General features: G+C 61.0%; 8 protein-coding genes and 3 pseudogenes. 3 read left to right on the top strand and 8 right to left on the bottom strand.

The genetic code is table 11. The features are described 5' to 3' along the window. Positions 1-43 precede the first annotated feature (43 nt). Both nhaA and ACW4TB_RS25750 read left to right on the top strand, forming a co-directional pair. Positions 44-1,909 carry a Na+/H+ antiporter NhaA gene (nhaA, locus tag ACW4TB_RS25745; RefSeq protein WP_455828629.1) on the top strand — a complete coding sequence of 622 codons (1,866 nt, stop codon included), beginning with the start codon at positions 44-46 and terminating at the stop codon, positions 1,907-1,909. A 76-nt stretch (positions 1,910-1,985) separates the two neighbouring features. Then, positions 1,986-4,586, top strand: a complete 2,601-nt coding sequence (locus tag ACW4TB_RS25750) for an excinuclease ABC subunit A (protein ID WP_455843109.1) — start codon at positions 1,986-1,988, stop codon at positions 4,584-4,586. A gap of 79 nt (positions 4,587-4,665) precedes the next feature. Here the strand turns inward: ACW4TB_RS25750 and mobH are convergent. The 7 genes and pseudogenes from mobH to ACW4TB_RS25785 form a co-directional block, all read right to left on the bottom strand. Further along, positions 4,666-6,507 (bottom strand): annotated as a pseudogene (mobH, locus tag ACW4TB_RS25755) (MobH family relaxase). A 174-nt stretch (positions 6,508-6,681) separates the two neighbouring features. Beyond that, positions 6,682-7,177, bottom strand: a pseudogene (locus tag ACW4TB_RS25760) (IS66 family transposase); the annotation flags it as partial. Between the two features lie 267 nt (positions 7,178-7,444). Then, the gene (locus ACW4TB_RS25765) at positions 7,445-7,750 is read right to left on the bottom strand and encodes an ArsR/SmtB family transcription factor (RefSeq protein ID WP_138300408.1); all 306 of its coding nucleotides are present in this window, start codon (positions 7,748-7,750) and stop codon (positions 7,445-7,447) included. Between the two features lie 138 nt (positions 7,751-7,888). Then, on the bottom strand, positions 7,889-8,872 hold the full coding sequence (locus tag ACW4TB_RS25770; protein ID WP_455828625.1) for an LLM class oxidoreductase: 984 nt from the start codon (positions 8,870-8,872) through the stop codon (positions 7,889-7,891). A gap of 66 nt (positions 8,873-8,938) precedes the next feature. Further along, complete coding sequence (locus ACW4TB_RS25775; protein ID WP_455828623.1) at positions 8,939-10,063, bottom strand: alkene reductase; 1,125 nt, start codon at positions 10,061-10,063, stop codon at positions 8,939-8,941. A gap of 536 nt (positions 10,064-10,599) precedes the next feature. Further along, complete coding sequence (locus ACW4TB_RS25780; RefSeq protein ID WP_455843107.1) at positions 10,600-11,034, bottom strand: alcohol dehydrogenase catalytic domain-containing protein; 435 nt, start codon at positions 11,032-11,034, stop codon at positions 10,600-10,602. Next, a pseudogene (locus ACW4TB_RS25785) lies at positions 11,035-11,777 on the bottom strand (SDR family oxidoreductase). It abuts the gene before it with no gap. A 143-nt stretch (positions 11,778-11,920) separates the two neighbouring features. Between ACW4TB_RS25785 and ACW4TB_RS25790 the strand changes: the two are divergent. After that, complete coding sequence (locus ACW4TB_RS25790) at positions 11,921-12,835, top strand: LysR family transcriptional regulator (protein ID WP_455828621.1); 915 nt, start codon at positions 11,921-11,923, stop codon at positions 12,833-12,835. Positions 12,836-12,924: 89 nt separating this feature from the next. Here the strand turns inward: ACW4TB_RS25790 and ACW4TB_RS25795 are convergent, their stop codons facing one another. After that, entirely contained in the window at positions 12,925-13,881 is a 957-nt protein-coding gene (locus tag ACW4TB_RS25795) for a DMT family transporter (protein WP_455828620.1), read from the bottom strand. Positions 13,882-13,948 lie beyond the last annotated feature (67 nt).

Raw genomic sequence — 13,948 nt, forward strand, 5'->3', positions numbered from 1 at the left:
CGGCTCATCGCGACTTCACGAACTACAGGAACAGGATAAGAACATGTCAGCCACTTCTTTCGGTGCATCCTCGGCGAATGTCAGCCTGGGACGCGTTGCCCGCTATCTGCGCACGGAGTCTGGTGCTGCGGTGCTGCTGGTGATCGTCACGGTCGTGGCGCTCGTGTGGGCGAACTCGCCGCTATCTAACGCCTATTTCGAGTTGTGGCACCTAGACGTCGGGTTCAACTTCGGGCCACTGCGCCTACACATGGATCTGCATCACTGGGTCAACGACGGCCTGATGGTCGTCTTCTTCTTCCTGATCGGACTGGAGGTGCGTCAGGAGTTCGCCCACGGATCGCTCCGGGACCGCAGCCGTGCCCGCCTCGCCCTGATCGCGGGGGTCACGGGAGTCGTGCTTCCCGCGCTGGTGTATGTCCTGATCGTGAAACTAGCCGGAAGTGAGGGCCTGCACGGGTGGGGTGCGGTGGTCGGCACCGATACGGCGTTCATGCTGGGCACCTTGGCGATCGTCGGCCCGCGGCTATCGGGTCAGTTGCGCGTGTTCCTGCTCACCCTGACCGTGGTCGATGACTTCCTCGCCGTGTCCATCATCGGCATCGTCTATAGCGAGGAGATCCGGGTCGTCCCGTTGTTGATCGCCCTCGCCAGTCTCGTTGCGCTGTGGTGGCTAGGGCGCACCCGCCAGTGGCGGGCAATGCCGTATGTGCTGATCGTGATCGTGCTGTGGCTCGCAACCGTGTATTCCGGCATCCATGCCTCTCTCGCCGGGATGGCCGCGGGGCTGCTGATCCCCGCCTATGCGACGCAACGTCACGGGGTCGTTGCGGCAAGACAACTGTTCCGCGACTTCTGGCAGTCGCCGAGTGCCGCATCGGCCCGCGCGGTGGACTGCGGGCTGTCCCGGGGTATCTCGGTGAACGAGCGATTGCACGAGTTCCTGCGGCTGCCGACGGCGTTGCTGATCGTGCCGATCTTCGCCTTGGCGAACGCCGGGGTGGACGTGCGTGGCGGGCTGCTCGCCGAGGCCTTTGGCTCGCCAGTCACGTGGGGCGTCATCGCAGGGCTCGTGCTCGGCAAGCTCTTGGGCATCGGGCTCACCACGCTCGTCGCCGTCCGTCTCGGCCTGGGCCGGCTGCCCGAGGGCGTCGGGGTGGGGAGCGTGTTCGGTGGGGCGGCGCTGTCCGGGATCGGCTTCACCGTGTCGCTGCTGATCATCGGGCTCGCGTTCGGCACGACCTCCGACCTGGGCCGCCAGGCGACGGTCGGCGTGCTCGTGTCGATGGTGTTCGCCACGTTGCTCGGGTGGCTGATCTTCAAGGTCGCCGCCCAGCGGTGGGGTGAGAAGACCGCTGACCTGCCGATGGTGCTTGAGCCGCCGGTCGATCCGGAGATCGATCACATCCGCGGGCCGGAGGACGCCCAGCTCACACTCGTCGAGTACGTGGACTTCGAGTGCGCGTACTGTGCGCACGCCACCGGTTCGTGGGACGATCTTCGCGCCCACTTCGGTGACGACCTGCGGTATGTGGTGCGCCATCTGCCGCACCACCCGCACGGGCCGATTGCCGCGCGGGCGTCCGAGGCAGCGGCGAACCAGGGGATGTTCTGGCCGTGGCTGGACTTCGTGTTCACCCGTCAGCATGCGCTGGAGCGCGAGCATCTGATCGGCTACGCCGCCGAGCTTGGGCTCGACGTCGAACGGTTCATCGCGGATCTCGACAGCACCGCGGTGATCGAGCGTGTCGAGCGCGACCTCGCCAGTGCGGTCGCCAGCGGTGCGCACGCCACGCCGACGTTCTTCGTCGAGGGTCGTCGTCTGCGCGGCAGCTACGACGCCCGCACTGTCACCGCAGTGCTCGAAGCCAGCCGCCGCGGCACCCGAACTCAGGAAGTCCCGTCCTGAGCGGGACGAACTACAGGATAAAAACTTGCCAAACAATTCTTTCGGTGAATCCTCTTGTACCGCTGCGGCCAGCGGCATGGTGGAAGTGCGCGGTGCGCGCGAGAACAACCTCAAGGAGGTGGACGTTTCCATCCCGCGTAACGCGCTGGTGGTGTTCTCGGGTGTCTCCGGCTCCGGCAAGTCCTCGCTGGCCTTCGGCACCATCTATGCCGAGGCCCAGCGACGCTACTTCGAGTCGGTGGCCCCCTATGCGCGGCGACTGATCGAGCAGGCCGGCGTGCCGGACGTCGATGCGATCGACGGCCTGCCGCCGGCGGTGGCGCTGCAGCAGCAGCGGGGCTCCAGCAACGCGCGTTCCTCCGTGGGCAGTGTGACCACCTTGTCCAGCCTGGTGCGGATGATGTATTCGCGCGCCGGCGCCTATCCCGCCAACCAGCCGATGCTGTACGCCGAGGATTTTTCGCCGAACACACCGCAGGGGGCGTGCCCGGCCTGCCACGGCTTGGGTCATGTGTACGAGGTGACCGAGGCGCTCATGGTGCCCGACCCCTCCCTGAGCATCCGTGAGCGGGCGATTGCTTCCTGGCCACCCGCCTGGCAGGGCCAGAACCTGCGCGACATCCTGGTCAGCATGGGCTACGACGTTGACCGGCCGTGGAAGGACCTGCCAAAAAAGGATCGCGACTGGATTCTGTTCACCGAGGAAACACCAACGGTGCCGGTGTACGCCGGTTTCACGCCTGCCGAAACCCGCACCGCGCTCAAACGCAAGATGGAGCCGAGCTACATGGGCACCTTCACCGGCGCCCGGCGGTATGTGTTGCACACCTTCGCCAATACCCAGAGCGCGCTGATGAGAAAGCGCGTATCCCGGTTCATGGAGGGCAAGCCGTGCCCTACCTGCCACGGCAAGAGGCTCAAGCCCGAAGCGCTGTCGGTCACCTTCGCAGGGGTGGACATCGGCGCGTTTATGCAGATGCCGCTGGACCACTTGGCGGCATTGCTCGAACCCATCGCACAGGGCGGTTTCCGCGCCCATGCAGCGGGTGCGGCTACGGACAAGGAAGCGACCCGGCGCGAGCGTGCCGAACGCGCTGCCACCGGCCGTGCGGTCCATGCGGTATCGCCCGACGTGCGCCGTACCTCCGCGCTGTCGGAAGAAAAGCGCCTCGCCGCACAGCGCCTGGCTGGAGGCGTGATGGCGCGCCTGCGCCAACTGCGCGAGCTAGGCCTGGGCTACCTGACGCTGGACCGGGCCACGCCGACGCTTTCGGCCGGCGAGTTGCAACGCTTGCGGTTGGCCACGCAATTAAGTTCCCTGCTGTTCGGCGTCGTGTACGTACTCGACGAACCATCGGCGGGCCTGCATCCCTCCGACAGCCAGGCCCTGTACGATGCACTCGACCGGCTGCGCGACGCGGGCAACTCGGTGTTTGTGGTGGAGCACGACCTGGACCTGATGCGCCGCGCGCAATGGCTCGTGGATGTCGGGCCGGATGCAGGGGAGCGTGGCGGCTGCGTGCTCTACAGCGGCGAGCCGGATGGCCTTCGCAAGATTGCCGAATCGCGTACTGCACGTTACCTGTTCGACGAAATTCCCGCACCCGGAAGCCGAGCACGCGAAGCGACCGGCTGGTTGGAGCTGCAGGGCATCCACCGCCATAACCTGCATGGCGTGGATGCGCGCATTCCGCTGGGCGTGCTGACAGCCGTTACCGGCATCTCTGGCTCCGGCAAATCCAGCCTCATCGCGCAGGCCCTGCCGGAATTGGTGCTGCTGCACCTGGGCCACGAGCCTGAAGACGATGCCGCCGAAAGCGCCACCAGCGAAGGGCCGGCAGTGGTCGAAGCGACCGGCGGCCATCTGGCGGGCGACGTGGACGCCATACAGCGCCTGGTGCAGGTGGACCAGAAGCCGATCGGGCGCACGCCGCGGTCGAACCTGGCTACCTATACGGGTCTGTTCGACCATGTGCGCAAGCTGTTCGCCGCCACGCCCGATGCTCGACGCCGCCGCTATGATGCCGGACGGTTCTCGTTCAACGTCGCCAAGGGGCGCTGCGAGACTTGCGAGGGCGAAGGTTTCGTTAGCGTGGAACTGCTGTTCATGCCTAGCGTGTACGCGCCGTGCCCGACCTGCCATGGCGCGCGCTACAACGAGGCCACGCTGAAGGTGCAGTGGAACGGGCGCAACATCGCCGAGGTGCTGCAGATGACCGTGGACGAGGCCAGCGAATTCTTCGCGGGTGAAGCCGCGGTGGCAAGGCCCCTGCAACTGCTGCGCGACATCGGACTGGGCTATCTGCGCCTGGGGCAACCGGCCACTGAGCTTTCCGGTGGCGAGGCGCAGCGCATCAAGCTGGCGACCGAGCTTCAGCGCAGCCAGCGCGGCCGAAGCCTGTACGTGCTCGACGAGCCGACCACCGGGCTGCACGCGTCGGATGCCGACCGGCTGCTGGTGCAGTTGCAGCGCCTGGTCGATGCCGGTAATACCGTAGTGATGATCGAGCACGACATGCGTGCGGTGGCCCAAGCCGACTGGGTGATCGACGTAGGGCCAGGCGCGGGCGCTGCCGGCGGCAGCATCGTGGTGGCGGGTTCCCCTCAGCAGGTGGCCCGAAAGTCTGGCAGCCGAACCGCTCCGTTCCTTGCACGGGAGTTGGCGCGGGCCGAGTAGCTTAGTTCGCCAAATGTTGCCAGCTTCGCGGGGCACTGATCGTCGCCACACGGTGGTGACGGTCGCTGCCCGAGTCGCGTCATCCTTCCTGAGTCAGAGCAAGATAGGGATTGTTGGGCGGTATTTCGGCGAATACCAAGGACCCATTTTCGAGGAGGTAGCCATGCAGTCGGCGGGACTTCCTCGGGCCCGTGACTTCACAGGTCCAAATGTTCAGGCCATTTGGGTGCTTGCGGTATAGCTGCAGTTTCTAAAAGCGCTTTTGCACCCACTGCCAATCCGGTTGCTTGTCCTGCCTGACCAGCGCATCCACCTGGGGATGTTCCTACGCATAGCGCTGGAACACGCTGGGACTGACCAGGTAGGCGGTGTCGCTCACCGTATGCACGAGCGCCTTGGCGTCGTTGATGATGAGTCGCCGCGCGGCGACTCCCTGTTGCAGCCACGTCATGAAATGCTCCCCGGATGGTATCGCGACTGTTGGAGTTGATGCAGGTCCAGGCGCAGGGGTAAGTGGCAAGGGAGACGCTGCGGCTGTGGTTGGGGCAGGGACTTTCTCCACTGGATCTTCACCCTTCCCCATGTCGGCCGTGCGATCCAATCCAACCATCGCCAGCATGTCCTCCATGACGTCAGGCACGGGCGGGGCCGCAGTCGGCAAGGCGGTATCGCTGCGAGGGCATTCCCAAGGGGGAGTCTCCAGACCTTCGGGGGGTGGCTGTCCCACGACCGCGGGCGGTGTGCCTGGTGCACTGCCGTTGGTTTCCGCTGGCGTCGTGTCGATCGCCACCGTGCCTGCGAAAAGCGCTGGCCGTTCGCCGGATTCCCAGATCAGCGCGGGCGCGAGGCGCAACAGGGTGAACGAGTAGGACCAGCCGGTCGCACTGGTCACGGTCGCGCGCCAGACCGCCTTGCCGTCTGAGGTGGGCTGGAGCATGCCGAGGTTCTGCAGCACGTTGAAGACGGCGGTGTTGTTCACAGGAATGCCGTCGATCCCCTGAGACAGCAGGTGCGCGCGCAGCTTGTCCGAGACAGTCTTGCTCACCAGCCACAGCCCATCCTCAGTGAGCCAGCCATCGGAGGCTTCCGGCTGATTCAGCTTCAACTGTTCCTTGAGCAGGAAGCGCAGCCCGTCCAGCAGCTTGCGTTGCAGCGCGTGCCTGGGCGCGGCCATGGCGCGCGCGGGATCGCCGCCCAGTTCCTGTGCCACAGAAGCGCGATCAGCCTGCACGACCAGTTCACCCAGCACGCCGGCGTGCTCGTACTGCCCGGCCAAGACGTAGAGCAATGGTGCCCACAGAGACGGATAGCCGCTGAGCCAGTCTAGGAGCGGACCATCGAGCAATTGGCGGTAGAGCAGCCCTGTTGCGGCGCTGTGCAACCGGTACTCGCGGTCTTCGCGGTAGCGGAAGCGGTACGACTGGTGCAGCGGGCCGTGCCAGGGATGCCACAGCGAGCCGTCTGCCAGCTCGACCAGCAGATCGACGGCCACCTTGCCGATGTCGTGCAGGAGCGCGGCGTAAGCAACGGCGGCGGTCCAGGCTTCCGACTGCGCCGCCTGGTCTTCGGGGCTGGCGCCGATGGGCAACAGATGGGACTGCCGCAGCTTGAGCGCATAGGCGACGATCTCCAACCCGTGATCCAGCATGCCGCCGGGGTAAGCGTGATGATGGCTCTCGGAAGCGGGGAATTGCTGGACCAGCTCGGCGTAGCGCTCCAGCGGCGTGCGGTACAGCGTGGCGAACTGCCGGCGCGACAGCGACGTGCGCTGCCAGATGTGTTCCAGCAGCTTCTGTCGGCGCGGTGTCGCCAGCAGCGATGCGGCCGATTCGGGCCGTAGCAGCCCTTTGGGGAGGTCGGTGGCGGGCGCTGGTGATGGGGCAGTGACCGGAGGCCGTTTTCGCTGGAACAGGGAGAGCATGTGGGTGTCCTCTGGGGGGGGCCGGCCGGGATGCCTTTTCGCCTTTTCGAGGTAGGGCCTTTCCCCTTGCACCCCCATTCCCCTGCCGTTTCGGCCCTTTGGTCTTTAACCGCTTCGGTATAGCGGGAAATGGGATGCGGCTCCAGCGTCAATGGGGAACCCGCTGGAATGGCCAGCGTCCTTCAGGTCACGCTCGATGCCGTAGAGCTTGTTGATCAGGCTCAGCGCCACGTCGGCACGCCCAGTCTTGCCCTTGGGCTGCACCTTTTTGGGTTTCGACGAACTTGCGTCGCGCATGCGCCCAGCAGCCCAGGCGTTCGATGCCGTCGCGTGCAGCCACGGCGTTGTAACCGGCGTAGTCGTCGGTCATCAGGTAGCCGCGGTAGCCATCGAGCAGGCGTAGCGGCACCTCCTGCGCGCGGCTGGCTGTGTAGTCGAAAAGGATCACCGGCTTGTCCGGCGGCCCACCGCTTTGCACCCACATCCAGGATTGTGCCGAGGGGTCTCGTCCCGGTTCATGCAGCACCTGCAAGCGCGTTTCGTCGCAGTGCAACACGGGGTAGTCCAGCAGCTTGTCGCGCATCAGGTTGAGCAACGGTTGCAGTTGCTCGCCACTTTGGATCACCCAACGCGCCAGGGGCTGGCGTGGGATGTCGACGCCGTGGCGGCTGCCCCCTAAAGAAGGTTGGCCGTAGAAGAGCACTTGAAGGGCTTCGCGTCCTTCTCTGGAGTGTGCTGTCTTTTGCGTGTAAATCCCCTGGTTTCAGCGTTGTCAAGTGGCAGTTTTGCTATAGAAGCGTTTTTTCCGCGCACAGCATCACTGGTAATGCTGTTCGATCACTCGAAGCTTCGGATGATCTGATCGTTATTTGGTCAGATTGCTGTTTTTGACATCGGCAAAGACTGAAATCGGTCAGAAATACAAGGGTGTGCAGTCCTAGATTCTTTCTTGCAGCGCCTTGAAGAAGGCATCGATATTCTCATTGTGGCGTTTGTAGTAGGTCCAGGGGCCGATCCGCTGCGATGTCACCAATTGCGCGCGCTGTAGAGCTGCGAGATAAAGCGATGTCGTTGACTGAGAGAGGCCCGTGCGCTCTTGGATGATACTGACGCACACGCCTACCGTTTCTGGGTCGACTTCCTGCTCGGGAAAGACTGTCCTGGGATCCTTGAGCCAATTGAGGATGGCAAGGCGCGTCGGGTTCGCCAATGCTTTCAGGGCTTCGTTGACGTCAATAGTCATGAATTTTTTGAGACCTGTTTTTTTCGATATCTAGATATCTTCCTGATTCGCGCATCAAATTGGAAGGCTTCGCCATGATCTCTGCGCGCCAGCCCGTCGCAATGACGGGCTGGTTTGGACTGGAATCCTATTGTCCTGTCAGGTAGAACTATCGGGCACCTGTGCGCCGAATTGCGGGACGATATGCTTGCCAATTTCCTCGATAACCTCTGCTGCGGGGCGTTTACCATACTTGAGGTTCAGGATGACGTGATCTACACCGATTTCCTGAAGTGTATCCAGCAAGGCCCGCAGGTGGTTACGTCCCAGTCGGAATCCTAGATGGATAGGCGAGGGCGGCGTGGATGGGTGTTCGTCCAGGTCGATATACAGCGATTGCAAGAACGGCTTGTAGATAGTGCCACATTGTTTAGCCGTTTCCTGTCGCCAATCATCCACGATGAGTCGCTGTATTTTTGGCGGACGTGGATAGTTGATCCATCCATGGCTTTCACGCGCGATCCAATCGAGCGACTGGCGGCTGTGTCCGGTTACGAATAGCGGTATTTCCCGAGTCGTAGGTTTGGGAACGAGATCGGCCCCCAGTAACTCGCCGTGACTCCAGCGAATGGGCTCGAAGTGTGTTCGATGGGCTTGGCGTATCACATTGAGGTTTTCTTGAAAGGTCTCGCCACGCTTTTCTAGATCAACGCTGAATGCGGGAAACTCCACGGGCCGATCGCCAGAGGCTACTCCCAGGAGCAAACGACCTCCGCTCAACTGATCAATGCTCGCTGCGGCCTTTGCCGTGTGCAAGGGGTTACGCAAAGTAAGGGCGATGGAGGCGGTGCCTAGTGCGATTTTTGTTGTATGGGCTGCCATGTAGCCCAGATACACCCAAGGGTCGAAAACTTGGCCGACATCACCGAAGCTTGGGTCCCTGAGCGGGACGTCGCGAAACCAGAGCGCCGAAAAACCTAGTGCCTCTGCACGTTTGGCCAGCGCGACCTGATCCAGCATGCGCGGTGTGTCACCCTCGAAAGCCTCCAGGGGAAAGAACAGCCCAAGGCTTAGATGACCCTGCCTGAAGGTCCGTTTGAATCCCCTATGCTCTTGGTAGGGAGTCGTGCTCGGTTGGTACATGCTTAACTTCCTCGGTCAGCAAACGCTGAGCCACGCCCCTTAGTTATGGGGCGTGGCTCTGAGCGTTTAGGATTTGTAAGTCGGGTAGTCGGTGTAGCCCTTATCGGTACCGCCGTACATGCTGCTTGGATCAACTGGGTTAAGCGGCCAGTTGTTGGCGATACGAGCGGGCAGGTCGGGGTTCGCAATGAAGGGGCGGCCAAAAGCGATCAGGTCGCCCCAGCCAGCTTTTATCACGCGATTTGCTCGTTCAGCGGTGTACTTGCCGGCATAGATAATCTTGCCGCTGAAGGTCTTACGAACAGCTTCCCGGAACGTCTCAGGCAGCTCGGGTGCGTTTTCCCAATCGGCTTCGGCGAGCGACAGGTAGGCAATGCCCACTTCCTCGAGGATCTTCACTGCCTCGATGTAGGTTTGATGAGGGTCTTCTTCGACCAGACCAAGGTAGACGCGGTCTTCGTCTGTGGTCGCGAACAGCGGGGCGAAGCGAACGCCAACGCGCTCCTTGCCGACAACACCAGCAACGGCGAGGGTGATTTCGCGCAGGAAGCGAAGACGATTCTGCAGCGAACCGCCATATTCATCATCACGCTGGTTGGTATGGGCCGAAATGAACTGGTTTACCAGGTACCCGTTCGCGCAGTGAAGCTCCACCCCGTCAAAACCTGCTTCCAGAGCATTTCGGGCTGCTTGGGCGTAGAGCTCAACCAGTTCCTTTACCTCCTCGGTGGACAGAGCTCGTGGGGTCGAAGGGTCGGTCAGTGTACCCGTGCCGGGGCCAGTTTCGATGAACACCTTGACGTTGTCCGCGCGTATGGCTGACGGCGCGACGGGCGCTTCACCACCGGGTTGCAGCGATGTGTGCGACACGCGGCCTACATGCCAAAGTTGAGCAAAGATCACCCCCCCTTCGGCGTGAACAGCGTCGGTGACCTTACGCCAGCCTTGTATCTGTTCCGGGCTATGAATGCCGGGTGTCCAGGCATAACCCTGTCCTCGGGGTTCGATCTGTGTGCCCTCGGTCACCATGAAGCCAGCACCGCTGCGCTGACGGTAATATGTGGCCATCAGGTCGTTCGCAATATTGCCGGGTTGGGAGCTGCGCGAACGCGTCAGTGGCGGCAGAACGATACGGTTCTTGAGGGTGTATGGGCCCAGCTGAGTGGTTTTGAAAAGTTCTGATTGTGCCATTTTGTTTACCTGCATATCTAAAATAGTCGATGTAATAGGTCAAGAAATATGGATCAACGAGGTCGGAAGAGTCCGAGCGGTCCAGGTCACGAAGGCGCGCTGTGCGCCCTGCACCGCGCGGGCGACATCGGCAGCTGTGGCGTTGATGTTGATAATGTCGAGGGCTTCACCGTATTCGTCCGAAACTCACTGGTTGTCAATAAACAGGCCGTAGCTGCTGTCGGGAAGGTGATTCGGATGGGTATCGCTGGAATCTTTCATGGGACTACCTCCTGGGGTTTCTAGCGCGGTTATGGGTAGACTATTTCCGATATTCACATATGTCAATATGCTAATATTGCTTCCGGCACGTACGCATGGTTCCACGTCCTTGCAGCTCACTTCTGGATCAGCTGGGAGCGCGCCGTGCTTCGCGTCAGGGTTGCCTATGCAGCCAGCTCCCTTGATTTTTTCATCAAGGAGGCTGGTTGCATCAGGTATTGATGTTTGCGTTGATGTGCAGATGAAGTTAGAACGGCGCGTCAATATCGATGACGCTAATCAGCTTGTGATTGACGAATTCCTTGATGCCCAACGCTTTGATAATCGATGGACGTTGCCCCGTAGGACTCGATGATTGATTGCTTCGCCGGGGACACGGTTGCATAAACATCCGCACCAAACACTTTGGCGAGTTGTACGGCCACATGCCCGACTCCGCCAGCGCCACCATGAACCAAAACGCGGTCACCCGCTTTCACAGCTGCTTTATCTACTAGGCCTTCCCATGCAGTCAGCGTCACCAGTGGCAGAGCTGCCGCTTCGCGCATGCTTAGATTTCTGGGCTTGATGGCTAACAAATTTGCATCGACTGCCGCGTACTGGGCTAGAGATCCCTGCAATCCACGCACACCGCCAGTCAGACCATACACCTCATCCCCAACTTGGAATTGAGTAACGCCTTCGCCCACTGCCTCAACGACGCCAGCCAATTAGAATTCCTGCACGGTTGGGCGCAGAACGATCTCGTTAATATCCACTTCAGCAGGCTGCTCAATTGCGAAGGCGATAGCCCGAGCGACGGATTGAGCGGGAATTGCTTGCTTGTAGAAGTCCACCACGAAATCGCGGCTCTGTTGGTGGGAGCTGTCGAATTTCAACTCGGAGTCCACGGCACCCGGTTCGATAGTCGTGGTGCGAATGCTGCCACCGGCTTCGTGACGCAGTCCTTCGGAGATGGCCCGCACAGCAAACTTGGTGCCGCTGTACACCGTGCCGCCAGGGCTGAATACCTTCAGGCCTGCAACCGATGCGATGTTGATGAAGTGGCCACTGTTTTGTTTCTGGAAGACCGGCAATGCAGCCGCGACTCCGTACAACAGCCCCTTGATGTTGATGTCGATCATGCGATCCCACTCGTCAGTGCGAGCATCACTGAGCGGTGCAATCGCCATCAGCCCGGCATTGTTGACCAGTACATCAATGCGCCCGTAGGGTCCACGGCACCTTGAATGAGCGTTTTGACCTCTTCCTGAGAGGTGACATCGGTCTGATACGCGATTGCCTGACCACCTGCATTGGTCAGCTCAGTCACCAATGCGTCGAGTTTATCTTTGCGGCGTGCGGCCAGCACTACGCGCGCGCCAAGCGCAGCAAGGTGGCGTGCAGTCGCTTCACCCAAGCCACTGCTGGCGCCGGTGATAAAGACAACTTTTCCAGAAATGTTATTGCTCATGTTGAGAACCTCATCGGCGGGTTTGTACTTCGCCATGGCTGGTTAACCTGGCAGTGCGCAAACCTTAGTCCGATGATTGATCTCAATAAATGGAAATGATTGGATTGAGCTATTCCTGAATATGGAATAAATGGGAGGGCAACATGCTTAACCGCATGGAGATGGTCAGGATTTTTTGCACAGCAGCAGAGGCAGGTAGCTTCCGCGAAGCGGCAACCCGATTAGGTATCTCCCCGCAAGGGGTTACCCGAGCCATTCAAGCCCTGGAAACGGAGCTTGGCGAATCGCTGTTTCACCGTAATACCCGCCAGATGAGCATCACTGCTTTCGGTCAGGATTACGCCAAAGATGTCAGATCAGCTCTGGAGCATTTCGACACGCTATTCCGGTCGCACAGGATGGAACCTGAGCTGTCAGGGAGGGTGGGAATCACGGCTCCACATGCTATTGGCAGGCGCTTCTTAATACCGTTTCTTCAGCCCTTGGCCTCAGCACATCCAGACCTGCAATTCGATCTCCGCCTGGAAGATCAGATGACCGATGCCGTTGAGGCGCATATCGATATTGGCATCAGGGTGGGTGTTATTCGCGACCGGCGCTACGTCGCACGGGCCTTAGCTCCCGTGCCGTTTTACGTTGTCGCAAGCCCGGCGCTAATAGAGCAAAAGACAATACCTAGATCTCTGGATGCCTTGGCTCAGCTGCCACTTTCAGTCCTGATCGACCAGAAAAATGGTCGCCCTTGGCCTTGGCTATTTGCCGACGGGCAAACATTCACGCCCAGGCAGCCAGCTCTTATCTGTGATGATCCTGACACGGAACTGGAAGCCACCCTGGCAGGCATGTGCTTTGGCCAAATTCCTGCCTATCTGGCTGAGCCCCATCTGCGGTCAGGCAAGCTGGTTTCTGTTTTGGCTGATCTCGCTCCAGCGCCATGGGATCTGTTCATATACCGCCCGCAGCAGGGCCCTGTATCGAAGCGGGTGCGATTGGTGTACGACCATCTTAAGCAGGCTTTCTCAAACCCCGAGCTATTTCCCCAAGGCCTGGGGACATAGCGATGCATACCTGCCAGCCAATCGTCCGCTATTGGCCGAAAGCGGCCGCTCTGCAGGTAGGCGAAGCGCTCATAACAGTGAGATAAGCTTCACGATGTAGCCTTGGCCCGTGTCTTCACGATCGCAAGGAGAATTCCCGCAGAGATCGCAAGTACTCCCGCTATGAGACTGGCACTCAAGGTCTCACCGAGCCAGAACACCGAACTCATCAAGCCCACCAGGGGTACGCCCAGCATGGCCAGCGACATGCTGGTCGCCGGCAACCACATGCTTGCAGCGTTCACGGCGCAGAAGCAGAAGGCAGTAGCCAGCGGGCCGACGAACAGGATGATCTGCCAGAACGCCACCGAGCCATCGCCTGTGAACGGCCCTTCGACGATTCGCGCGAGTGCCAATAAAGGAGCCGTAGCGACGAGCATTTGCCAGGGCGCGAGCTGGTAGGCCGTGGCGCGAACTTTGGCGTAGCTCAGATGCAGGATGCACAGCGCCCAGCAAGCCGAGGCGATAAGCAACATCAGGTTGGCGCGCACCAGGTTCGCATTGTGCCAATCAAGTGCCAGCGGATTGAACAAGACGGCTACGCCGAACATACCGAGTGCGGCGCCGAGGAGCTGACGAGGGACCAGCCGCTCACGAAAGACGAGCACTGCCAGTGGCGTCACCCACAGCGGGGTGGTGTAGGCGAGTACGGCCGAGCGGCCCACCGGGATATCGGTCATGGCCAGCGCGCCGAGCAGTGTGAAGGCGAGCATCTGCAGGAGCCCGACGCTAAGCAGGAGCGGCACGTCGCCTCGGCTGGGTCGATAGAGGGTGCCGGTCAGCAGCTGCAGAAGGAACAGGCACAAGGCGCCCAGTGCGAAGCGGCTGGCTGAGAACCAGAGGGGTGTGACGTGGCCAAGTCCTGCCTTCATCACCGGCCAGTTCGCGCCCCACACCAGAATCGCCAAGAGCAACAGCACCATGCCCTTGAGTCGAGGCGTCAATAAGGTACGGCTGGATACCGGGGTATTTCGTGCTTCGGTAGTTAGGCTGTGCGGGCAGGTCATCACCGTGGCCTCCAATAGCTATTGGTGTTGAGAACAGCCTAAGGGAACCCAAGCGGAGAAGCTTTCC

This window comes from Lelliottia jeotgali (assembly GCF_977070485.1).